Raw genomic sequence first — 20,501 nt, 5'->3', positions numbered from 1 at the left:
TAAAAAACATTTACATAAAGACCCGATCAACCAATTCTTTTAACCGAAAGCTTCCTTCTGTAAAATAATGATAGATATCTAATCCGATAACAACAATAAATATTAAAATCAGAAGTATACTTAGCCTAAAGCCAATGTTCTTATAATTCTTAAAATATATCCAGTCGATATATAAACACGCAAACAATACAAATAAAGCCGATACCCATTTTATTGTTTTTAATTGACTTAAATAATTAAAATCGCCACCTTTTTCAATCAATTTTCTGCACGACAGGCTATTTTCATAGCCATCGGAGATCATATACAAAACTGAAAAAACAAGAAGCATCCATAAGAATATTTTAATATTTTTTTTAGTCTGTTCCTTTATTTTTGATGTTCGGTCCGGTGTAACAAGAATACTCATTAAAGTAATCACATAACAAATCAAAAACATCCCGAAAAAAAAGATAAAGAAATTATCATATTTTAAAGTATCAATTTCGAATTTGCAAACCTTACACCAATCTTGCAAAGGATGATAAGTAAAACAATTTCCACTTTTAAGAACTTCCAGATATTTCGAAATTTGTAAATAAGTCATTATTCCCCATAAGGCTGTTGCCATGAAAAGCCCTAAATCTTTGAGTACGCGCTGTATCATACTTTTTTTCTTTCAAGTTTATAATTTTCCCAGTCAAATTTTTCAAGGAAGCATAAAGCTTCTTCAACACCTTCTATAAAAAGTGCATCTTTTTGTTTCTGTGTTAAATCAAAATTCAGCCAGCTAACTTGGGTATCATAAGTTTTTATTTCCGCAATACAATACTTTTTATAAAATGGATTAATTGCTAAAAAAGAGTTGTCCTCATTACTTCGGAGTGTATTTATTATTTTCTTAAGGAAACTTCCGAAAGACATTATTCTTTCCTCTCTGTTAATGGGTTTTTCATCTACGATTCTCGCTCCAAATATGGGAACTCTCGGCACTTCAATTTTAGAATTGTGAAAAAGATTAATAGGAAAATTTGATAACGATCCCCCATCAATACAAACACCATACGTTTTTACACGCTGAATATTTATTCCTTTCCATGATTCCCAGAGGTAGTTGTCTTTTACTTTCTCCTTATAGGTTTTAAAAATTTTAGGCTTAAAGAAAAAAGGAATTGCCATAGAAGCTCTTACATATTGCGCAGGATTCTGTGTCGAAGAATTTTCAAAATACAGATTGGCTTCTCTGGGCAGTACAATCTTACACTCATTGTACATGTCTGTTGTTACAAAAGAATAATCAACTTTAAGCCACTGATAAGCTTCATCAAACTTATTATTTTTCAAGTCAAGTTTTAAGATAATGGATCTATTATTTTTTGTCTGACCATCTATAATTTCAATACCTATAGCATGATCGCCTTCTACTTTGAACTTAAAGCATAATTTTGCTTTGTCATCAAGATTTTTCTGATTTTCCACGCCAAAATCCCTGAGCTCTTTTTCAAGAAATGATTCAAAAGCGTTTCCAGGGCTGATTCCGAAATTATTTTTTCCAAAACTTGTTAAGAGATAATATATGTAACCTATCCAAACTATGAAAATAATCATAAAGATTACATAAACAACTTTTCCTTCAACACCGATATAACCTATTACCGGCAACGGAAACAGCACAAGCAGCAGTAAAACAAGCGAAATTCCTAAAAAATTCATTATCAATCCTTTTCCTTTAAAAATCATTTGTCTGATCAGCTTATTTTTTGTATCAATAAAACTCTTCATATTAAATCTGCTCACATCGTCCATCATATCAAATAATTCCGGAGTTTTGGGATCATCTTTTTCTCCAATAGCCGCTAAGAAAAGCGTATTGATAGCCCCAGCACTGGTTCCAGCCAATCTCAAAAAACGTATTCCGACATATTCCAGTACGAAGGTATATCCTACCAGAGAGATCCCTAATGTTCCTCCACCCTGCTGAACAAAGTCTATCCATTGCAATTTTGTTTTTGCTTCATTTGGATCATCAGATGTGACATCCGAAAATTTCCCATTTTTCTTGAGGTACTCAAGTCTGTCAGTGATCGTTTTTTTATCTTTCTCCGATGCTTTTAAATGACCATACTTTCTGATGATCTTTTCAAAGCTTTTATTAATTTCCTTTTTTTTATAATTTTCCATAATTATCAACTTAATAGAAATGTCATTAAAATCATTTTACAATTTTATTTAAGTACTCGATCAATATTCCAAAATTTCAGAGTATTGATTTGCTATTATATAGCATTAACATTCTTTAAAATCTCCAGATTAGAAATTTTATATCAAGTTGAAAAATCTTTGGGAATTCTTTTACAGCTCAACAAAAAGTTGCTATAAATTAATAAACAGGTAAAATCTACTGCAAATAGATTTGCAATTAAGTTTCTGGTTTCCATAGTGTTTTAGTTTTTATAAAGATAATAAATAAAAGAAATATTTTATATTAATTTTATTAAAATTCTGGTAACTAAACCCTTAGTTCGTTAAATTATTTTTCGATAGACATTATTACTTAAAGTCTTAGCTCAGAACATAAAAAACACTCGCGTTGTTTCCTTTCTTCAATATCAAATATAATCACCTGAAATGTGTAAATATTTTACGACCTCTGTACATTTAAGAAAAATACACTTTATATCATAATTTGCATTCTTATTATTAATTTATAATAAACATTTTCAAATTCCCACTCAAACGTGATTTAACCACCAATATAAACGCTTTTTTTTGTAAATTTCAACACAAAATTTTTTACCCTTCACAAACAAACAATACCATGCTAATTGACACCATTTACCAATCTATTAAAAACTGGAAAACCTTAAGCGATTCTTACAAAAACGGAAATGAAAAAAGCGGAAAAGAGATCATGAGATATCTGAACCAAGGCTCCCACTTTTCTGTTGAAGGAAAGAATATTGCAGAATGGAAAAAAAACCTTGAAAATGAGTCAGAAAAGACGATCCATGCTTATCTTGGCATTGATGAGGATCAGCTGAAATTTTTCCTAATTGATGCTAAAAGTGATGCAGATGCAGATTTTAGTACTGTTATTATCAAACAGTTTAATCGTAGCTCTCCGGAAAACCCTCTAATGCCGTCTTCTGAGCTGATCTCAAATCCTCCGATTACTTCCGAAGCTGCTGTTTATCGTAATTTTCGCTTCAATATGTACGGAAGCGCATGGCTGGAGACTCAAAAATCAGAACCTTTCCGACTTATTTCTATTCCTTTTGACGATTATGAGCGAATGAATCTTACCGATGACGAATCATGCACCTGCTTCTTCGGGCTTACGAATGAAACACTGAAAGATTCTTCAATAGCCGATTATCACATTGAAATCATTACCGTGAAAAATATCGGCATCGATACCATAAGTCTTACTGCGGAAAACTATTCCACTCCAAGGCCTCCATTTAGTGCCAATGATCCTGTTGACAATTATCAACTATTGCTGAAAAGTGATGCCTACGTATAACGAGCTGTCATTTTATTTACAGTTTACCATCAATTTTACACTGCTTATCGGATTTGGATTGTTTCTGAAACACAGAAAACAAGTAAAAACGCTGTTGCTATTATTCCTTTTGGGCGAATTGGCGCTGGAATTTTCAGATCTCATCTTTCGCCTTCTGAAGATCAACACCGTTAATTTTTACATTTATTCCATAAGCCAGTGTTTTGGTCTTTTGATGATTACGGAAATTTATAATAAATATTTTTTTAAAATTTCCCGCGCAGCACGATGGATTATTTATCTCTTTGCCGGAGTATCACTAACAATTAATATCATTTATCAGCAGGATATAGAATCGGTTACCTTTTATTCAAACATTATTACCAATATTTTGATCTGCAGTTTTGCAGGAGTTTACTTTCTTAATGTGATCAGAAATACAAAAGCAGATAAAACTCTTTTTATTTTAAATGTTTTTATCTTTTTATTTTTCTCAATAGAAAGTATTATTTCAACGACTTTTAATTTTTTAATTAATAATCATCTGGAATGGGTAGCGCCTGTCTGGCTTTTTAGAGGCGTACTGCTGTGGTCTTTTTATGTTGCTTTTATTAACCTGGGATGCCGCACGGGGAAAATGAAAGTGTGGTAATTGTATGGATATGGATAGGTATCGGACTATTTTTTTTAACCACCTTATTCATAACCCTACTGGTGATCAGTTATATGAAAAGTATCAGAAAAAATAAACATAAAGTCATGCAGATGGTCCGGAATACGCAGACAGAATGTTGGGAAAACACCATCTTCCTACAGGAAAAAGACAGGGAAAGACTGGCTGAAGAACTTCATGACAATATCATATCGCGGCTTAACCTTATCCGTCTGAATGCGCAACACAAAAATATGAATGAACTGAATCTGGACTTAAAAAATTCGATGCAGCTTATCCGGGAACTCTCTCATAATCTGACACCTCCCGATCTCAGCGAAATTGAATTATCAGACCTGATTGCAGATTATCTTGAGCAGGTGAAAACTAATATTAAGGTCGATTATTATTCACTGATTTTAAAAGAATACACCATCAATAATCAAACAAAATTAAATATTTTCCGGATACTTCAGGAACTGATCAACAACAGTTTAAAACATGCCAATGCTACAAAGATCACCGTATCGGTAAGGATCTCAAAGCAGTATCTCAGTTTAATTGTTGAAGATAACGGCAAAGGCTTTAAAACCGGAACTCAGCCGGCGGGAATTGGTTTACGAAGTATTCAGTCAAGAACAAAACAAATTAACGCTATTTATAAACTAAAAACCAAACCACAGAGAGGAACAAAATACATCTTCTTTGTCAATACCATAACACTATAAACATGGAAAACAGAAAACTTAATATCGCCATTGCAGATGACGACTTACTTTTTGTACAATTATTAAAAAAATACATCGAGCAGGACGATCGGTATCATGTCAGTTTGATGGCAACAAGCGGAAATGCTTTTATGAGTGAAATAGATCATCATTCTATAGACATTCTTATTCTCGATCTTCGGATGGCCAATGGTGACGGGCTTGAAGTGATGTCCGCTTTATCTCAGAAAGAATCTGAAATAAAAATCGTTGTTCTTTCAAGTTTTTACCGCCGCAGTTTTATGGGGCAGATGCTGAAAATGGGAGCTCATGCCTTTTTACCCAAAGAAATTGAACTTGAAGAACTACTGCACGTTATCGATTCGGTTTATCATAAAGGACATTATTTTTCCAACGAGCAGATTGATGTAATGAGAGGTCAGCTGTCTAATAAACTCCCCGAGTTTCATGCTTTTTCTAAAGATGAACTTACCGAAAGGGAAGTTGATGTTTTACGGTTGGTTTGCCAGCAGCAAAGCACAAAAGAGATTGCTGACAGCCTTTTTATTTCTCCCAAAACCGTTGAAACCCATAAAACAAATCTGATGATTAAAACCTGTGTTAAAAATATGGCCGGATTGGTGATCTATGCAGTACAGAACAATATTGTAGATCCCAATGAAATCATTTTGTTTGATAAGTAGTTAGTTGGTTGGAAGCTGGAGGAGAGAGCCCGGAAGTTCATACTTGGACAATCTATATTGATTTTCAGACTAACCTCCAGCCTCCCGCTTCCTGACCTCCCTTCTCTTCTCCGTGACTCATGAAACCATAAAATCAGAGAGTACATAAAGCACTCCCTGACGTAAAATCTAAAAACACGCTATATAAATTAAGGATTTAATATCTTAGCGATAGAAACAGCATCTGCTACGGTATCCAGGCTATAGATTTGGATCACGCCCTGAGTCGTGGCTGCCTGACCTAAAATATTCTGTTGGTTTTGCGTATTCACTGCATTTTCAAACATAATTCCTGTAGAATGTGCAGCGGTCTGATACACGTTGCTTAAAGCCATTGCCGGAGATTCTGCTACCACCTTTACGTTGGATTGGGTAACTGCGTCTGTAATTTGTTCGTTTACTGTTGCCATAATGATTATTGTTTATTTGGATTTAAAAACAACCGGATGATCCGACTGTAAAGTTTATTTTTTTCTGGTATTAGCAGAAAGTTTCTTAAGGATTCAGAATTTTAGAAATCGAAACTGCATCCGCTACCGTATCTAAGCTATAGATCTGAGTAATTCCCTGAGTGGTAGCTGCCTGCGTTACAATATTCTGCTGATTTTGCGTATTCACTGCATTTTCAAACATGATTCCTGTAGAATGTGCAGCTGTCTGGTACACATTGCTCAGAGCTACTGCCGGAGATTCTGCTACCACTTTTACATTAGTCTGGGTAACTGCGTCTGTGATTTGTTGGTTTACTGTTGCCATAATGATTATTGTTTATTGGGTTTAAAACAACCGGTTTATCCGGCTGTACATTTTTTTATCTATTATTAACAGACAAGTTTAAGGATTCAGGATTTTAGCAATAGAAATAGCATCTGCGATGGTGTCTTTGCTGTAAATCTGCGTAACCCCTTGCGTAGTGGCTGCCTGAGTTACAAGATTTTGCTGGTTTTGTGTATTCACTGCATTTTCAAACATAATTCCTGTAGAATGTGCTGCTGTCTGATACACGTTACTTAAAGCCATTGCCGGAGATTCACCTACTACTTTTACGTTGGATTGCGTTACTGCATCTGTAATTTGTTCGTTAACTGTTGCCATAAATGATTATTTTTTTAATGTGGGGTTAAAAACAACCGGTTTTTCCGGTTGTAAGAGATTAATTTTTAATGATAAAAATTAAGGTTTAAGGATTTTAGCGATAGAAACTGCATCTGCTACCGTATCCATGCTGTAGATCTGCATAATTCCCTGTGTCGTTGCTGCCTGTCCTAAAATGTTTTGTTGATTTTGCGTGTTTACTGCATTTTCAAACATGATTCCTGTAGAGTGTGCCGCTGATTGGTACACGTTGCTTAAAGCCATTGCAGGAGACTCACCTACTACTTTTACGTTAGACTGAGTTACTGCATCTGTGATTTGTTCATTGACTGTTGCCATAATTGTGATTGTTTGTTTTGAGATTCGCTCTCGGTTAATAATTATTTGAATTAAACTAGTTTTTTATTGTATTGTAAGCTCGCAGCAGATCATGCGGATGAAACAGATTTCAAAAGCATTGTTCTAGACTTTTATAGATGATGATTCGATCGGTGTACGGGTGATTCCTGATACAATTGCTGAAACCGTAATCTGTACAATCTGCGTGAGTTTACGTCTTTATTGATATAAGAAAAGGATGCGGTTAAGATTTTAGGTATATCCTAAAAATAAATTTCTGCTGTAGCTATACTGCCAGCCTCTATTCCGTGGGCTGAAGAAATGTAATACTAAGTAATAAGAGTTGCTTTTGTAGACTGACAGCATCATCACTCAGTGCAAAAATGTTGACCTGACTGTATATATGCTGAGGGGCACTGAATAATCTTCAGAGAAACTCAACCGCATCCGTGGTTTTTACAGGAAATTAAAAACGTCCTTTTCTAAAGGGTAAGGGATCTTTACATTTTAATCTTCCCGAGCCCATTTTTTTCACTCCCATCACATAATTGCTCATTCCCAGCATTGCATCGCGCTGCTGATTCAGTGCAGAATTGATGTGCATAAGCCCTGTGGAATGTGCGCTTACCTGGGCAGATATGGCTGCGGGTAAAGAGGCAGACATTCCTACGACTGCTATGTTAATTTCATTCATATTATTAGCTTTTGATTCATAATTTTATTTACGGATATTGGCAAATCTTACCTGCAGCTTATTCATTCTTTCTGCAATTTTCAGTTCTTTTTCTTTTACTTTTACCATGGAAGATTCCTGAAGTTTTTTCAGTTGGGCATCATAATCCATCGGGGCAGGTTCTGCAGCAGGTACTGTTGCTGCCTGGTATGCCTGCTGTTCCTGAACAGCCTGTTCCAGTTTTTCCAGTAAAGGAGCCAATGAAGTAAGGGTAGCTTTGGTCGCCTTATCTTTTATATAATCAATAATTTCATCTTCATGCCTGAGAATAAACGGCATTATATCTTCCCCTATTATTTCAGGTTCGGTCTGTTCCACAACTACCGGAGCGGGAATTGGGGCCGGATTCGTTTTTTTTCTGGTGATTCGTCTTCGCATGTTATTAATTTTTTGTTGATTGATCGTATTAAGACAATACCGCTATAATAAATAGCCTATAAAAGCACCGGCTGCCGTCCAGTCTCTATTGAGATCTTTAATTACGTTGCTTCCGATAATTTCAAGGGCAATACTTCCTGAGATCGCATTGGCTGACATCATTTCTTTTAATTTTTCCGAAGGAAGGTTTAAAATATAATCATCCGGAATAACGGGAGCTTTCGTGGTATTCGAAGGATTGTCATTCAGTACAATTTCCAGAACTTCCTGAAAATAATGGGCAATCAGTTTTGAACCCTGAAATTCCAGTTCCCTTTTTAATTCTACAATTTCATCGGGCGTAATAAGATCGGAAACGGCATTTACATCTACGTCGTGTACAGAATACAGAGCCTCGCCGGTATTAGATGCAGTGATCGTAATATCTGTTTTCAGGACACATTTTGATTTTTCGAGATTTACAGTAAGTAGTTTTGATTCTGCTTCCGGATCTGCAATTTCACTTAAAGTATTGAGCGGAAGGATTCTTACATTACACAGAAAAGTCTGATGCTCTTCCAGTTTGATCATAATTATTGCTATTCCTGTAGCTTTATCTTTGGGTTCTATGACAAATGACTGGTAATTATAAGGCCTCTTCCCTCTGGTACAGGTTACCTGTCTTACAATCGGCTGTATATTGATATCAGACGTTCCCAGGCTGAATACAGCTCTGTCACTGTTGTTGGCAGGTGTTTTTGTACTGAAATACACATTATCCTGATTTCTTGACAGATAAATACTATCATTCAGTTCCTTTAATGAGGGTAAATTTAAAATTTTTGCAGGTTTTGTTTCGCTAGAATAATTCATCTTTTAATTTTTTTAGTTTTTCGATTAGTTTTATGATTATATTTTTTTTTGCAGGTTCGCTCACATTGATTTCCGCGGGGATCACTGCTTCTTTAATTTCCGGTTTTACGAGTGGCTGAGTCAGTTTTACTGATTTTAAGACTAATTTTCCCCCATCATCAGTCGCGATAAAGTTTTTTCTCATATTATCCTTAGGTTCTGAGGTAGCTATAGCTTCCGTAAAAGGCTCCGGTGCCGTTACTCGTTTTTTTTTTCAGCATCTTCAGGCTCGGGAGAAACATCAGTATATGAGGGAAGTTTTTGAGTTTCGACAGGAGCTACCGGCGTTATTGTTGGGCCGGGATTCGGGTTTCCGTTATAAATAGCCCCTGAAAGTTTCGTTTTAGCTTCAGCATAATCACTTACGATTTTAAATAAATCTTTCATCATATCATTTCCATTGCCTGCTGCCAGATTCTGAGCGTCTTTATCACTGGGTTTGCTTCCCGGATGAGGTTTTTCTTCACTATAGGTTCCGTAGGTAAGGAAATTATTAGCCAATCTGCTCAATGCGACAAGTCCCACCTGCTCAAAACCTTTTAAAAAAGACTGTAAATCCTGAACCATCATTCCCGTAGACTGCTCGATCATTACCTTGGCAATTCCGGACATCGGATCACCTTTGGGCGGTGATAAAACTTCAGTATTCACAAATACTACCGCTTTCTCTGCAGGAGTGGTTGCATTTGCACCTTGAGATCCTGTTGTTTCGTTGTTCTCATCCATGGTTATTAAGTTTTACATTATCCTTTTAAAATTTTTATGGCATCTGCAACAATCGCAGGGTTAAGCTGATTTAAGTTCTGCTGATTCGTCACCGAATTCTGAATGGAAATTCCGCTGGCATGGGTGGCCATCTGATAAAGCATACTCATGGCCTGTGCCGGAGATTCGCCAAGCACGGTAACATTCGTCTGCGTCACTGCATCTGTAGTCTGGTTGTTTACTGTATCTGCCATATTTTGGTTTTAAATGGTTATTATCTTTTAGTTTTATTCATCGCAAGCCAATCTTTTCTATTGCGAGTGAGCCTTAAGTAATTTCGTTTACTTTATCTCTTTTGTCTGTTACAAATTTCTTAAACAAAAACAAATCATCGTTAAGGGAAAAAACTGAATTTTAAAAAATAAGGGAATTCTCTCAAAGGTGAAATGTTTGGTGATTTTATGCTTATTTTATTGGGTTGGAAGTTGGAAGAGGGAGGTTGAAAGTTAATATCAACCGGTATTTCCTTAGAATTGAGATTAAGTTAATCCTTAAATATCTTTGATAATAACATACTGGCTATAGCTTTAATCATCACTTCCCTCTTCTATCTTCCTCATTCTTTCCAAGAAATATCATTCTAATGCTTTAGTTGCAGATAAGGGTAAGCCCCTAATTTTTAAAAATAGGTGTTTACCCCTTGATCTATCAGAATCATTACGTAGAAATTTGTGATCATAAAACCATCACATTATGAAATATTACTTACGACTTCTGAACAATATGGAAGATCCTGAAAGGTCTAACAAAATATGGAATTATTTCATGACTTTAGAAAACGAAGAAAAAGTCATCACTCTTATTAACGATGTATTTGATGCTGGAGAAAAAGAACTGGCTGAGGAAATGCAAGAAGAAGCTCATGCTTATTTTGACTGGGCTCTCAGCTCCGAAGAAAAAAGACTTATTGATATTGCAGAAAATTGGGAAAGATCATCTTCTTTTTCTTTAGACAAAACAGCGATTAGAAAAAGAGGTCAGAAATACATTCCTAAACCTCGCTCTGAAAAAAGAATACAACAAATTCTCAGTGGTACCACAGGAAAAGAAATAACTCAAGGATTAAATGCTATTGAAAGCAGACAGGAAAAGGTATTTTCCAATTTATTTCAAGGCGGAAACATCGTAAAGACAACTTTTAATCCTATCAAAAGGGCAAAAATGCAGGAAGAACAGGTCCAGCGTAATTATCTGAAGCAGCTGGAGAGGGTTCGACGCGAAATCATAGAAGGTGATTATCTCATTAGAAAAATGTCTGCTGCAGAAAAAGAGGCTTATAGAAGAGGTGCACTTAAGGAAGATATTTTCCCGCAAGGGATAGAAGGTATGAAAGCATTTGCTATTGACAAAACATACACCTTTTCGGATGCTGAGCGCAATGCCAATGGAGACGATTATCAACATCTAATAAAAATTAATCTGACCCCGAAACTCAAAACATTTTTAATTAATTATTTATCTCCCAATGTAGGCAATCCTCTCGGAGTAACGGACAGAAGACTTCATTTCAACAGAAATCCACAGTTTAAATTTGAACAGGAAGGCTTCACAATACTTATACCCTCAGCAAGCTGGAAACAGTTCTGGTCATTTGTAACAGGCTATTTTCAAAAATAATAAATCCCAAACATTATTCTAATCATATTATTATGCAAAAATACAAACTACTGTTAAACAGTGCGACTATCGGTCTTCGGTATAGTAGCCTAAAAAGTTATAAATGGGTCGAAAGAAATTACAACCAGCAGGTATTTGCTCTCAACAATCCTGATAAAATTGATAAAAGCGGAAGACTTGGGGCAATAATAGCCACCAAAGATTTCAACTATACCCAAGTGGGAGCCGGAGCTCATATTGCCATACGGGGAATTCATCTGTTTTTCGGAAACATCGGAGAACAGGAAATCGGTACTGTCTTTTTTTCTCCTCAGGTTCAGGAAATCCTGAAGCAGGCAAGAACCATAGAAAATAACAAAAAACTTGGACTTCTCGAATACATATATTGGAACAGCCAACGGTACAGAGGAAAAACTTACGGAGATGAAGCCATGATCATTTTCGGAGCAAACGTAGGACCTACTACCCGCGCCTATTTACAGGAAGCCAGCGCACAGATGGGTGAAAATTATTCGAAGATTCAAAAATTACTTCAATAAAGTTTTTATTATGATTAATACAAAGGTGTTCAGATAAGTCTGGACATCTTTTTTATTTAGTAAGTAAATCAATTTATAATGACAATGTACTCTTTTTTCGATAACTTCCACCTTCCGTCACCCGGTTAAAGCCCCTTCTTTCCTTCTATCCAGTAAGCCTGAGATCTGATGCATTTCGCTGAAACCCCGCTTGCTTTAAGGAATTTTCTTATAAGACTCATGGTTTGTCCGTTTCCGGTAAGATAAAAAACAACCTCATCATTGTAAATCGCCTTCTTTTCCTCTCTTAAAAATTCAGTTAAAGTTTCGATCATTTTTAATGGATTATTCTTTTCAACATAATAACCGAAAAGCCCCAATATTTCCAAAGATTCCGGCTGATCAATTTCATGAAGGCATAAAAAGGAGGTGTTTATTTTTTCCGCAGCCTCTTTAATAGAAATTGAAGTTCCCAAAGAAGTTTCATCGCCTATGGAAAAATGAATTTTTGCTTCATTAGCAAAGAATCTTTTCCCCCGGGGAATGAGAACCTTCAAAGAACCACTGTCTGACAGGCTGTTAATGAAGTGGCAACCGGATGCCGTTTTATCATGCAAATGGAAAAGAACATCAAAGCAACCTTCTTTTTCATTAAAATTAAAAGGTGAATAATTCCGGAAATCCCTTTCATTAATTCTAATACCTATTGCATAAGCAGGCTCGAAATACAGATTTTCCAGATTTGTTTTAAACTGAATCTTACGCAGCCGATCCGAAATATTTTCAGTTTTGATAATAGTACATTCCCGGAATTTGGATGACAACACATTCTCTACTGCATCATTAATCCATTTTGGTAAACTAGACATACTTTTTTATTGCAAAGGAAGCTGCAAAACATGTTTCGTTCAATAGCTTTTTCAAGGTTTTAATTGGACTATTCGTGGATTATACCGCTCCACGATGTTTATCCCGGAATTCCGACGGCGATTCATCTACAAGCTTAGCGAATAATCTGCTGAAATAAGCATGATCACTGTATCCCAATTCATAAGCAATTCCTTTTACTGTAAGGTCTGTAAACACCAATAATCTTTTAGCTTCTATTAAAATTTCCTGATGTATCCAATGCTGAGCAGACTTCCCCGTGACTTCACGAATAACTTCCGTAAGATATCCTCTTGAAATATGTAAAAGATCTGCGTAAGCTGATGGACTTTTGGTTGTTTTATAATTTTTACGAACCAGAATTCTAAAAGCTCTTGTCAGTTGTGCTGACCTGTTTTTATCGGATATTTCAAACCCTTTTTCCTGAGAATAACGGTGTGCAAACATTCCCATAAATGCATTCAGCAAAGAGCGGATAACCAAAATACCTTCCTTAGAAACAGACCCTTCATCCCTATAAAAATCATAAAGCAAGCCCGCAGTAATGCCCATTTTTTCAATCTCTTTATTATCAAGAAATAAAGGTTCTATTTCTATCAGAGATTCTTCAAAAACAGATCGTATAATGTCAGGCACAAAATCAGCTTTTACTGCCAAAAACCAGCCTGCAACATCTTTCATCTCCAGTCCCTGATGTACCTGTCCCGGCAATACACAAAAGATCCCTGATCCCTGCGCTTCAACAATAGCAAAATCTACCATCATTTTGACATACCCACTTTCCATTATCGTAAAAATATAATGGCTGTCACGATGTATCCCTTTATCCAGCAAAGCTTCTTCAGCATTTTCAGGATGCATCATTCTTTCAATGATAAACTGATGTTGAGAAACATCCGGTAAATCATAGGTAGGAATATTTTGCTTCATGAATATTGCTGTTGTTTTTAATGCTTATTATTATTTCACCTTTTCCAACAGGTATAATTTGGCACCCGAAAATGCAAGTTTAGGCATCAGATTTCCTTCTAAAACCATGGTTTTATTGTTAACATCAATGACCGAAATATAATTATTGGAATTGTATTCTATATAGTTTTCCTTTTCTTTGGTCAACGGATTTTTTCCGAATTCCATTGAATATTTTACCCAATCTTCTTTTTCAGAACTACAATGTACCGGCTTGAACTTCGATTTTTTAGCATTGAAAATAATCTGATCAAAACTATCTGCACAGTCTGAATTAAATGAACTTTCCGGGTTCTGATCATTAGAAAAATCTTCAAAAGATCCACGATAGACACCCACTACTTTCCAGGTACCATCCACGCGGTCTTCGTCAATCTTTCCTTTGGCTTTACTGACAGCCCAACTGATCCCGTTTACGGTTCCTTTTACAGCTTTGTAACCTACTTTAGCAACGCCGGTTACCACTTTTGTTGCCGTTCGCACCACGCAGGAATTTAGCAGAAAAACGGCCGAGGCCAGAAATATTATTTTTTTCATCATGAGATTATTTATCAGTACGAAGATAATATTTTTTCATTGGGTAAGGAAGTTGCATGCCGAAAGATATTGCCCCGAAAACTTTCTGTTATAAGTTTTTTTCAATGGATACGTATTTATACTCAAAATATTAATTGGTGATTTATACTCTACCTTATTTCTCTTTATCGTTGTTACTTTGACCTACAAATAACATTTCTAATAACCACTAAAACAAACTAATATGTCAGACGTAAATGTAAACTCAACCGGTCAGGTTCAATTAGGAGGAGGTGCTCAATTCTGGGTATATCTTTCACCACAAAACAATACTGCCAAAATGATTTCAACCTGGCGTGTAACTTTTTCACAGGGAAACTGGAGTGATTCCATTTCAAGTGAGACTCCGACTAAGCAGATTCAAACCCCAAATCTTTCGGGAATTTTTGAAATAAAAGTAGAATTATTAAACGGTTCCACAGGTACATGGCGCCAAATACCTCCTCAGGCAGGAAGCTACAATGAGATAGGCTGTAATTCGAACTGCGCTTCCATGGTAGGAATCGTTGCAGACAGTACAACTCCGCCTCCCGGATCCATCAATGCCCATTTCTGGACAACGTGGGACGCTATGTGTAAAGCAGGATAATCTCCTGTTTGCATCATCAAAAATAAACAAAAGCTTGCCGGTAAAGGTGAGCTTTCGTTTTTTGAAGTATTAGCTAATACTGGATAAAGTCTGGAAATAATAATTATTAAATAGCAAAACTAATTATACTCCCAACCCTTCCTCTTCCCTCTTCCAGCATTAACAGCCTTCAACATTCCGTATTTCTACTCAATATCGCAATTAGTTATTTCTACTCTAGATCAGCTTTTTTCTTCTTTGTTACTTTGAATATACTGAGACAACTTGGGATTAATACCTCTCTGCCGTCTCATTGCAACAATAAAAGCTAAAAAATAACACATGAATCAGGAAAACTACAATGTCATTGTCATTGGTGGCGGAGCTATAGGTCTGGCCACGGCGTACCATCTGGGAAAACGTAAGGCTAAGACTTTGGTACTGGAACAGTTCACGTTTGTGAATCAGCTGGGAAGCTCTGCGGGAGTATCGCGCCAGTTCAGAATTCCGTATCCGGACCAATATATGGTACAAATGGCTCTGGATGCCCAACCTTACTGGGACGAATTAGAAAAAGAGACAGATACTTCTTTACTTGATAAAGTAGGCACGCTCTGGTTTGGAGATCCCAATGTACATTCTACAGAGGGAAATATTGCTGAAGCTGAGAAAGCTTTAAAAGCACTTAATGTACCCTACACGACCCTCACAGCAAAAGAAATTGAAGAAAAATACCATTTCAGAAACTTACCAGACACTTATACCGGATTATTCCAGCCGGACGGCGCAAGCATCAATTTTAAAGCAACCATAGAAACTCTTTTGGATTTATGCAAAAAAGAAGAAACTGTACATTTAGAAGAGAACTCGCCTGTTCTTAAAATCAACCAGATCGGAGAGCTTTTTGAAATCACGACTCCGAACGGAATTTATATCGCTAAAAAACTGGCAATTATCCCCGGTCCGTACATCAACAGTGTGATCAACTTATTAGATTTTAAAATTGAGGCTACCTATTGGAATATGTCTTCGGCTTATTTTAAAAAAACTGATCCGGGTATTCAATACCCGACCTGGTTTGTATTTCAAAATTCGATCGGTGATAACGGAAATCAGTTTTATGGTTTTCCGTCAGTAGATTGGGATCATCCGGAATACATCAGAGTTGCCCCGGATTTTGTGATCAACCCTTTAGAAGAACCCGGTGACAGAACATTAATACCTAATCAGCAGGAACTTGACTACACTTCTGAATGGGTAAAAGAACACATGACCGGATTAAGCACCGAACCGGAATATACCTCAACATGTCTTATTGCTCTAAGCAAAATACCGAATAAAGAACTATTGATCGATTTTGCTCCGGGATATGTGCCCAATCATAAAAACATTGTGTTATACGCTACGGGATGGGCTGCAAAATTCACACCTTTTTTAGGAAAAATCATGTCAGATCTTGCGTTAGACGGGCATACGGATTTTGATATTACCCCTTTCCAGCTAGGACGTAAATACTTTAAAGCACTTTAAAACTAAAAATAATGAATAAAAACACTCCTTTAAACACAGGAATGCACCCTGACCTGAAAGTGGAGGTCGCTGTTATCGGAGCCGGAACTTCCGGATTATATTCTGCCTATCGTCTTGTAACTGATAAAAAGTTTAAGGCTCATGAGATACAGATTTTCGATATGAACGACAAACTGGGTGGCAGACTGGAATCTGTCATCATGCCGGGAATGAATTTCTGGGGTGAACTGGGCGGCATGCGTTATCTTACTTCCCAAGAGATTGTAACGACTTTAATTGAAGGTTATCCTTCTCCCGAAGATCCTACAAAGCGTATCCCGGTTCTGAAAGATGTAATGACCCCAGTTCCTTTTCCAATGGGTGATCCTACAAAACTTCTCATGTATCTTAGAAAAGAACGCTTCAAACAGGACGCCTGGAATGTTGCTCAGGGAGAAGGCAAAAAACTGCCCACCCGATATTATCTGAATGAAGGTGATATAGGTTTCAGCTCAGATCAGCTTTTCAATAAAATTATTCATGATGTATTGATGGCAGATCCGTGGGTGGCTTCAACTTACGGAAGCAAAATTAAAGGAACTTCACCTTTGGATTATTCTTTCGAACTGGACAGCAGAGACTGGGACGATGTTAAGCCTAAATTGGTCTATAATTTTCCCAATTCGCCATACGATGGGCGTAAAGTAAATGATATAGGTTTCTGGAATCTGATCAAAGATCAGGTTTCACAGGAAGGCTATGAATTTTTGGCCAATGCCGGTGGATATTATTCTAATACCATTAACTGGAATTCTGCTGAAGCGTTTCCCTATATGGTGGGAGATTTCTCCGCAGGAACTATTTATAAAACCATTGAAGAAGGGTACGACAGCATCGCTTATGCCGTAGCCAATGCTTATATGGAACATGAAGGAGCATGTATCTGGTCTGAAAATAAATTGCTGACCTTCACCAAAGAACATGCTTTAACAAGCTCTCATAAATATCAGCTGACTTTCCTGAATCTTAAAACCAATAAACAATGGAAAGTTTATGCTAATCAACTTATTCTTGCCATGCCAAGAAAATCACTGGAACTTTTAGATCAAAATAACTTCTTTTTTAATGCTAATGAAAACTCAACTCTTAATTACAATATTCGTTCTGTTATTATGGAGCCCGCTTTTAAAATTTTAATGGGCTTTGAATATCCCTGGTGGAAAGAACCTGAACTTGAAATTGATTCAGGACATTCCATCACCGACTTACCAATGAGGCAGTGCTATTATTTCGGAACAGACCCTCAAACCAACAACTCCATGCTTTTGGGAAGCTACGGAGATATGGAAACGGAAACATTCTGGAAAGCTCTTACCGATGACAAGATTCTTTTTGAAGTAAAACCCGCCAAATCGGCATCGCTAAAAGAACTTCATGAGCTCGATGATGTACAGGCTACCAAACTGATGGTTGGTGAATTAATGAATCAGCTTCGTGAACTTCACGGTGATAAGGTCACCATTCCGGAACCTTATGTCACTTATTTTAAAGACTGGACAGATGATCCTTTCGGAGCTGGTTACCATGCCTGGAAAGCAGGCTACTCTGTTAAGAATGTAATGCCATATATGAGAAAACCGGTAGCCGATGAACAGATTCATATCTGTGGTGAAGCTTATTCCGATCAACAGGGCTGGGTGGAAGGTGCATTCTGTGAGGCTGAAAAAATGCTGCAGGAATATTTTGGACTGGATCGCCCTTACTGGCTGAGTGAAAAGTATTATCTGGGATGGTAAATTCATAAAATAGTATATAAAAACGACCGACTTGCTTTTCTGGTGAGTCGGTCTTTATTTTTTAGTGATAAAAGTGTTCTATGAAGTTATTTAAACTTTTAATTGAATTGCTTTTAAGTTTATTTCCATCTAAAATAAATGTAAACCAACCTTATCTTCTAATCTATTCCTTATTTTTGCCAAGAACTAAGCAACTCCATTGTTGATTTCGACCTTATGAGCACTATATTTTCTGACAACCCACAAATTGGATTAGCCTCTTCTTTTTCTGAACTGGTAAACACTCATTTTCAGGAAAGTATGAATGCAATATGCTGGCACAGAAATTTAACAGGTGATTTTAAAGAAATTGTATCTAAGCTTCAATTAAAAGAAAATGTTACAGAAGTTTCTGCTGAAGATCTTTTGGCATTACAACTCTCAGAAGAAGGTTCTATAGCAAGAGAGATTATTTTAGCTGATTTACAGTTTTTGACCGATTTTGGAGCTTCACCTTCGCTTAATTTACTTAAAAACTATGACCGGGATGAAGAATTCGATTTCATTTCCACCGATGTTTATTCTTATCACGTAGACCGCTCGCCTATTGGTACAGATACTTTTTTATGCACTTATCATGGTGCTGCAAGTGATCTAATTTCCAATGATCAGGTCGAACAAAAAATATTAATTCCCGAGATCCGGGAAAAGCTTAAAAAACTACATGACGGCCCAGAATCAGAATTTGACACCTTCCTCAAAGACTGTTTCTTCGACCTGCATTATCAGCCTAAATCCAATGCTCAGCCCATCAATTTAGGGCTTGGACATCTCTGGAGATTGGCCGTAGATCATCCGGAGCAGAAGGTTTTACCTTGTGTTCATCGTGCTCCTGTGGAACATGATGGCGAATACAGGCTGTTGTTGATTTGTTGATATTTGAAAAGGTTAAATAATGTCTTTTATAGGTTTTGTTTGTGTATGAAATAAATTATTCGTGAACACTACAAACAACAATATTTTTTTCATTAACTGAGCTTTATTTTATCCTCTCCCAAACCTGTTTAGGGATTTTATTCAAATCTTTCTTCTGAGATTTCATAAGCTCAACATATTTTTTATAATTTTCTTTTGCTAAATCTTTTTTGTTTACTGCCCAATAACTGTCTGCTAAATTGAGGTAGGCAACAGTTCGAGTCGATTCTTTTTTTATTATACTTTTCGTGAAAAAAAAAAAATCCAAAATATGTTCTCAGTGATTATTTCGATTTAATAGGTGGAACTTCAACAGGTTCAATAATAGCTACTTTATTAGCTTTAGGTAAGTCCGTTGACGAAATAAAAGATATGTATATGCAGCTAGGAGGTGAAATTTTTTCAGGAAGACGAATATGGTGGAATCCTTTTGAAACTTATAGCTACTTAAAAGCAGAGTTTAGTGAAAAAAAATTAGTCACTAATTTAAAAAAACATCTTGGAGAAATTACTTTAGGTAGCAATGATTTAAAAACAGGGTTATGTATAGTTGCCAAACGAGTAGATTCTAATAGTCCTTGGTTTTTCATTAACCATCCTAGAGGAAAATTTTATGAATTCAACAAAAATATTCCATTGTGGAAGCTTCTAAGAGCTAGTTCTGCGGCTCCCACATATTTCATTCCTCAATCAATTGATATAGGAAACGGTGAAATTGGAGCATTTGTGGATGGCGGCGTTAGTATGGCAAACAACCCAGCGCTAAGTTTGTTTATGATAGCAACTATGAAAAGTTTCCCATTTAATTGGATTGCAGGAGAAGACAAATTAACATTAATATCTGTTGGAACTGGGCACACAGAATATCATAAAAAACCCAAACAAATCAATAAAGCTTGGTTGTTATCATGGGTACGAAGCGTTCCTGAAATGCTAATGCAAGATGCCAGCTGGCAAAATCAAGTACTACTTCAATGGCTTTCTAAATCACCTACAGCAGTACATATAGACTTAGAAATGGAGAACTTGAAAGACGAATTTTTGTTTGAAAAACCATTACTAAACTATTTAAGGTTTAATACATCCTTATCTGAAGGAACATTAAACCAATTAGAGCTGGGGAAAATATTCATAATGAAAGATAGTATAAATTTATCAAAAATGAGTAATGCGGCAAATAGATTTTTGCTTTATGATATCGGAAAAAATGCGGCAGAAAAAGAAGTCTCATACAAATATTTTTAATGACTGCTATTTATTTCCAATAGTTTTGTACTACAAGATTTATTTTCTATTATTGCGCTATAACAAAAAACTAATAA

25 protein-coding genes and 1 pseudogene are annotated in these 20,501 nt (G+C 36.2%); 11 read left to right on the top strand and 15 right to left on the bottom strand.

The window, feature by feature from the left end; all coding sequences use genetic code 11:
• Positions 1 to 10: 10 nt before the first annotated feature.
• The gene (locus tag M2373_RS00210; protein ID WP_259106269.1) at positions 11 to 646 is read right to left on the bottom strand and encodes a hypothetical protein; all 636 of its coding nucleotides are present in this window, start codon (positions 644 to 646) and stop codon (positions 11 to 13) included.
• On the bottom strand, positions 643 to 2,160 hold the full coding sequence (locus M2373_RS00205; protein ID WP_259106267.1) for a patatin-like phospholipase family protein: 1,518 nt from the start codon (positions 2,158 to 2,160) through the stop codon (positions 643 to 645). The genes M2373_RS00210 and M2373_RS00205 overlap by 4 nt, the downstream gene beginning before the upstream one ends.
• A 637-nt stretch (positions 2,161 to 2,797) precedes the next feature.
• On the opposite strand from M2373_RS00205, the gene M2373_RS00200 reads away from it, so the two are divergent.
• The 4 genes from M2373_RS00200 to M2373_RS00185 all read left to right on the top strand — a co-directional run bounded on the left by M2373_RS00200 (position 2,798) and on the right by M2373_RS00185 (position 5,544).
• On the top strand, positions 2,798 to 3,502 hold the full coding sequence (locus tag M2373_RS00200; RefSeq protein ID WP_259106265.1) for a hypothetical protein: 705 nt from the start codon (positions 2,798 to 2,800) through the stop codon (positions 3,500 to 3,502).
• Positions 3,489 to 4,133 (top strand): hypothetical protein, encoded by a 645-nt coding sequence (locus M2373_RS00195; RefSeq protein ID WP_259106264.1) that lies wholly within the window; start codon positions 3,489 to 3,491, stop codon positions 4,131 to 4,133. Before M2373_RS00200 ends, M2373_RS00195 begins: the two co-directional genes overlap by 14 nt.
• A 74-nt stretch (positions 4,134 to 4,207) precedes the next feature.
• On the top strand, positions 4,208 to 4,861 hold the full coding sequence (locus M2373_RS00190) for a sensor histidine kinase (RefSeq protein ID WP_259106263.1): 654 nt from the start codon (positions 4,208 to 4,210) through the stop codon (positions 4,859 to 4,861).
• Between the two features lie 2 nt (positions 4,862 to 4,863).
• A complete protein-coding gene (locus M2373_RS00185; RefSeq protein ID WP_259106262.1) occupies positions 4,864 to 5,544 on the top strand; it encodes a response regulator transcription factor in 681 nt (226 codons plus the stop codon).
• 188 nt (positions 5,545 to 5,732) lie between these two features.
• On the opposite strand, the gene M2373_RS00180 is transcribed toward M2373_RS00185, so the two are convergent.
• The 10 genes from M2373_RS00180 to M2373_RS00135 form a co-directional block, all read right to left on the bottom strand.
• Entirely contained in the window at positions 5,733 to 5,993 is a 261-nt protein-coding gene (locus M2373_RS00180) for a RebB family R body protein (RefSeq protein ID WP_259106261.1), read from the bottom strand.
• 85 nt (positions 5,994 to 6,078) lie between these two features.
• The gene (locus tag M2373_RS00175) at positions 6,079 to 6,339 is read right to left on the bottom strand and encodes a RebB family R body protein (RefSeq protein ID WP_259106260.1); all 261 of its coding nucleotides are present in this window, start codon (positions 6,337 to 6,339) and stop codon (positions 6,079 to 6,081) included.
• Between the two features lie 78 nt (positions 6,340 to 6,417).
• The gene (locus M2373_RS00170; protein WP_259106259.1) at positions 6,418 to 6,678 is read right to left on the bottom strand and encodes a RebB family R body protein; all 261 of its coding nucleotides are present in this window, start codon (positions 6,676 to 6,678) and stop codon (positions 6,418 to 6,420) included.
• Positions 6,679 to 6,756: 78 nt separating this feature from the next.
• Complete coding sequence (locus tag M2373_RS00165; protein WP_259106258.1) at positions 6,757 to 7,017, bottom strand: RebB family R body protein; 261 nt, start codon at positions 7,015 to 7,017, stop codon at positions 6,757 to 6,759.
• A gap of 466 nt (positions 7,018 to 7,483) precedes the next feature.
• Positions 7,484 to 7,711, bottom strand: coding sequence for a RebB family R body protein (locus tag M2373_RS00160; protein WP_259106256.1), 228 nt, complete (start codon positions 7,709 to 7,711; stop codon positions 7,484 to 7,486).
• A 24-nt stretch (positions 7,712 to 7,735) separates the two neighbouring features.
• Positions 7,736 to 8,128 (bottom strand): hypothetical protein, encoded by a 393-nt coding sequence (locus tag M2373_RS00155; RefSeq protein ID WP_259106254.1) that lies wholly within the window; start codon positions 8,126 to 8,128, stop codon positions 7,736 to 7,738.
• A 42-nt stretch (positions 8,129 to 8,170) separates the two neighbouring features.
• Entirely contained in the window at positions 8,171 to 8,980 is an 810-nt protein-coding gene (locus tag M2373_RS00150) for a hypothetical protein (protein WP_259106251.1), read from the bottom strand.
• Positions 8,967 to 9,164, bottom strand: coding sequence for a hypothetical protein (locus M2373_RS00145; protein ID WP_259106249.1), 198 nt, complete (start codon positions 9,162 to 9,164; stop codon positions 8,967 to 8,969). Before M2373_RS00145 ends, M2373_RS00150 begins: the two co-directional genes overlap by 14 nt.
• Before the next feature lie 53 nt (positions 9,165 to 9,217).
• Positions 9,218 to 9,745: a hypothetical protein gene (locus M2373_RS00140; RefSeq protein WP_259106247.1), complete on the bottom strand. Its 528-nt coding sequence runs from the start codon at positions 9,743 to 9,745 to the stop codon at positions 9,218 to 9,220.
• Between the two features lie 17 nt (positions 9,746 to 9,762).
• Positions 9,763 to 9,978, bottom strand: a complete 216-nt coding sequence (locus M2373_RS00135) for a RebB family R body protein (RefSeq protein ID WP_047400697.1) — start codon at positions 9,976 to 9,978, stop codon at positions 9,763 to 9,765.
• Positions 9,979 to 10,477: 499 nt separating this feature from the next.
• Here M2373_RS00135 and M2373_RS00130 point away from each other — a divergent pair, with 499 nt between their 5' ends.
• Both M2373_RS00130 and M2373_RS00125 read left to right on the top strand, forming a co-directional pair.
• Positions 10,478 to 11,401 (top strand): hypothetical protein, encoded by a 924-nt coding sequence (locus tag M2373_RS00130; protein WP_259106245.1) that lies wholly within the window; start codon positions 10,478 to 10,480, stop codon positions 11,399 to 11,401.
• 32 nt (positions 11,402 to 11,433) lie between these two features.
• Complete coding sequence (locus M2373_RS00125; protein ID WP_259106243.1) at positions 11,434 to 11,940, top strand: hypothetical protein; 507 nt, start codon at positions 11,434 to 11,436, stop codon at positions 11,938 to 11,940.
• A 125-nt stretch (positions 11,941 to 12,065) separates the two neighbouring features.
• Here the strand turns inward: M2373_RS00125 and M2373_RS00120 are convergent, their stop codons facing one another.
• From M2373_RS00120 to M2373_RS00110, 3 genes are all read right to left on the bottom strand, one after another.
• Positions 12,066 to 12,788: an iron transporter gene (locus M2373_RS00120; RefSeq protein WP_259106241.1), complete on the bottom strand. Its 723-nt coding sequence runs from the start codon at positions 12,786 to 12,788 to the stop codon at positions 12,066 to 12,068.
• A gap of 79 nt (positions 12,789 to 12,867) precedes the next feature.
• Entirely contained in the window at positions 12,868 to 13,737 is an 870-nt protein-coding gene (locus M2373_RS00115; protein WP_259106239.1) for an AraC family transcriptional regulator, read from the bottom strand.
• Positions 13,738 to 13,767: 30 nt separating this feature from the next.
• A complete protein-coding gene (locus tag M2373_RS00110) occupies positions 13,768 to 14,313 on the bottom strand; it encodes a hypothetical protein (RefSeq protein ID WP_259106237.1) in 546 nt (181 codons plus the stop codon).
• Between the two features lie 223 nt (positions 14,314 to 14,536).
• Between M2373_RS00110 and M2373_RS00105 the strand changes: the two genes are divergently transcribed.
• The 5 genes and pseudogenes from M2373_RS00105 to M2373_RS00085 form a co-directional block, all read left to right on the top strand.
• The gene (locus tag M2373_RS00105; RefSeq protein ID WP_259106235.1) at positions 14,537 to 14,941 is read left to right on the top strand and encodes a hypothetical protein; all 405 of its coding nucleotides are present in this window, start codon (positions 14,537 to 14,539) and stop codon (positions 14,939 to 14,941) included.
• A gap of 321 nt (positions 14,942 to 15,262) precedes the next feature.
• Entirely contained in the window at positions 15,263 to 16,450 is a 1,188-nt protein-coding gene (locus tag M2373_RS00100) for an FAD-dependent oxidoreductase (RefSeq protein WP_259106233.1), read from the top strand.
• Between the two features lie 11 nt (positions 16,451 to 16,461).
• Positions 16,462 to 18,225, top strand: a complete 1,764-nt coding sequence (locus tag M2373_RS00095; RefSeq protein WP_259106231.1) for an FAD-dependent oxidoreductase — start codon at positions 16,462 to 16,464, stop codon at positions 18,223 to 18,225.
• A gap of 216 nt (positions 18,226 to 18,441) precedes the next feature.
• Positions 18,442 to 19,140, top strand: coding sequence for a DUF1826 domain-containing protein (locus M2373_RS00090; protein WP_259106229.1), 699 nt, complete (start codon positions 18,442 to 18,444; stop codon positions 19,138 to 19,140).
• A gap of 330 nt (positions 19,141 to 19,470) precedes the next feature.
• Positions 19,471 to 20,424, top strand: a pseudogene (locus tag M2373_RS00085) (patatin-like phospholipase family protein); the annotation flags it as partial.
• Positions 20,425 to 20,501: the final 77 nt, after the last annotated feature.

The sequence above is a fragment of the Chryseobacterium sp. JUb7 genome (genome assembly GCF_024806495.1).
In the GTDB taxonomy this organism is placed as follows: Bacteria; Bacteroidota; Bacteroidia; order Flavobacteriales; family Weeksellaceae; genus Chryseobacterium.
The sequence above is the reverse complement of the archived record's forward strand: the minus strand, read 5'-3'. Positions and strand labels throughout refer to the sequence as shown.

Coding starts and splice junctions, on each gene's coding strand:
- M2373_RS00210 (WP_259106269.1), bottom strand. CDS start 646: ATGATACAGCGCGTACTCAAAGATTTAGGGCTTTTCATGGCAACAGCC.
- M2373_RS00205 (WP_259106267.1), bottom strand. CDS start 2,160: ATGGAAAATTATAAAAAAAAGGAAATTAATAAAAGCTTTGAAAAGATC.
- M2373_RS00200 (WP_259106265.1), top strand. CDS start 2,798: ATGCTAATTGACACCATTTACCAATCTATTAAAAACTGGAAAACCTTA.
- M2373_RS00195 (WP_259106264.1), top strand. CDS start 3,489: ATGCCTACGTATAACGAGCTGTCATTTTATTTACAGTTTACCATCAAT.
- M2373_RS00190 (WP_259106263.1), top strand. CDS start 4,208: ATGAAAAGTATCAGAAAAAATAAACATAAAGTCATGCAGATGGTCCGG.
- M2373_RS00185 (WP_259106262.1), top strand. CDS start 4,864: ATGGAAAACAGAAAACTTAATATCGCCATTGCAGATGACGACTTACTT.
- M2373_RS00180 (WP_259106261.1), bottom strand. CDS start 5,993: ATGGCAACAGTAAACGAACAAATTACAGACGCAGTTACCCAATCCAAC.
- M2373_RS00175 (WP_259106260.1), bottom strand. CDS start 6,339: ATGGCAACAGTAAACCAACAAATCACAGACGCAGTTACCCAGACTAAT.
- M2373_RS00170 (WP_259106259.1), bottom strand. CDS start 6,678: ATGGCAACAGTTAACGAACAAATTACAGATGCAGTAACGCAATCCAAC.
- M2373_RS00165 (WP_259106258.1), bottom strand. CDS start 7,017: ATGGCAACAGTCAATGAACAAATCACAGATGCAGTAACTCAGTCTAAC.
- M2373_RS00160 (WP_259106256.1), bottom strand. CDS start 7,711: ATGAATGAAATTAACATAGCAGTCGTAGGAATGTCTGCCTCTTTACCC.
- M2373_RS00155 (WP_259106254.1), bottom strand. CDS start 8,128: ATGCGAAGACGAATCACCAGAAAAAAAACGAATCCGGCCCCAATTCCC.
- M2373_RS00150 (WP_259106251.1), bottom strand. CDS start 8,980: ATGAATTATTCTAGCGAAACAAAACCTGCAAAAATTTTAAATTTACCC.
- M2373_RS00145 (WP_259106249.1), bottom strand. CDS start 9,164: ATGAGAAAAAACTTTATCGCGACTGATGATGGGGGAAAATTAGTCTTA.
- M2373_RS00140 (WP_259106247.1), bottom strand. CDS start 9,745: ATGGATGAGAACAACGAAACAACAGGATCTCAAGGTGCAAATGCAACC.
- M2373_RS00135 (WP_047400697.1), bottom strand. CDS start 9,978: ATGGCAGATACAGTAAACAACCAGACTACAGATGCAGTGACGCAGACG.
- M2373_RS00130 (WP_259106245.1), top strand. CDS start 10,478: ATGAAATATTACTTACGACTTCTGAACAATATGGAAGATCCTGAAAGG.
- M2373_RS00125 (WP_259106243.1), top strand. CDS start 11,434: ATGCAAAAATACAAACTACTGTTAAACAGTGCGACTATCGGTCTTCGG.
- M2373_RS00120 (WP_259106241.1), bottom strand. CDS start 12,788: ATGTCTAGTTTACCAAAATGGATTAATGATGCAGTAGAGAATGTGTTG.
- M2373_RS00115 (WP_259106239.1), bottom strand. CDS start 13,737: ATGAAGCAAAATATTCCTACCTATGATTTACCGGATGTTTCTCAACAT.
- M2373_RS00110 (WP_259106237.1), bottom strand. CDS start 14,313: ATGAAAAAAATAATATTTCTGGCCTCGGCCGTTTTTCTGCTAAATTCC.
- M2373_RS00105 (WP_259106235.1), top strand. CDS start 14,537: ATGTCAGACGTAAATGTAAACTCAACCGGTCAGGTTCAATTAGGAGGA.
- M2373_RS00100 (WP_259106233.1), top strand. CDS start 15,263: ATGAATCAGGAAAACTACAATGTCATTGTCATTGGTGGCGGAGCTATA.
- M2373_RS00095 (WP_259106231.1), top strand. CDS start 16,462: ATGAATAAAAACACTCCTTTAAACACAGGAATGCACCCTGACCTGAAA.
- M2373_RS00090 (WP_259106229.1), top strand. CDS start 18,442: ATGAGCACTATATTTTCTGACAACCCACAAATTGGATTAGCCTCTTCT.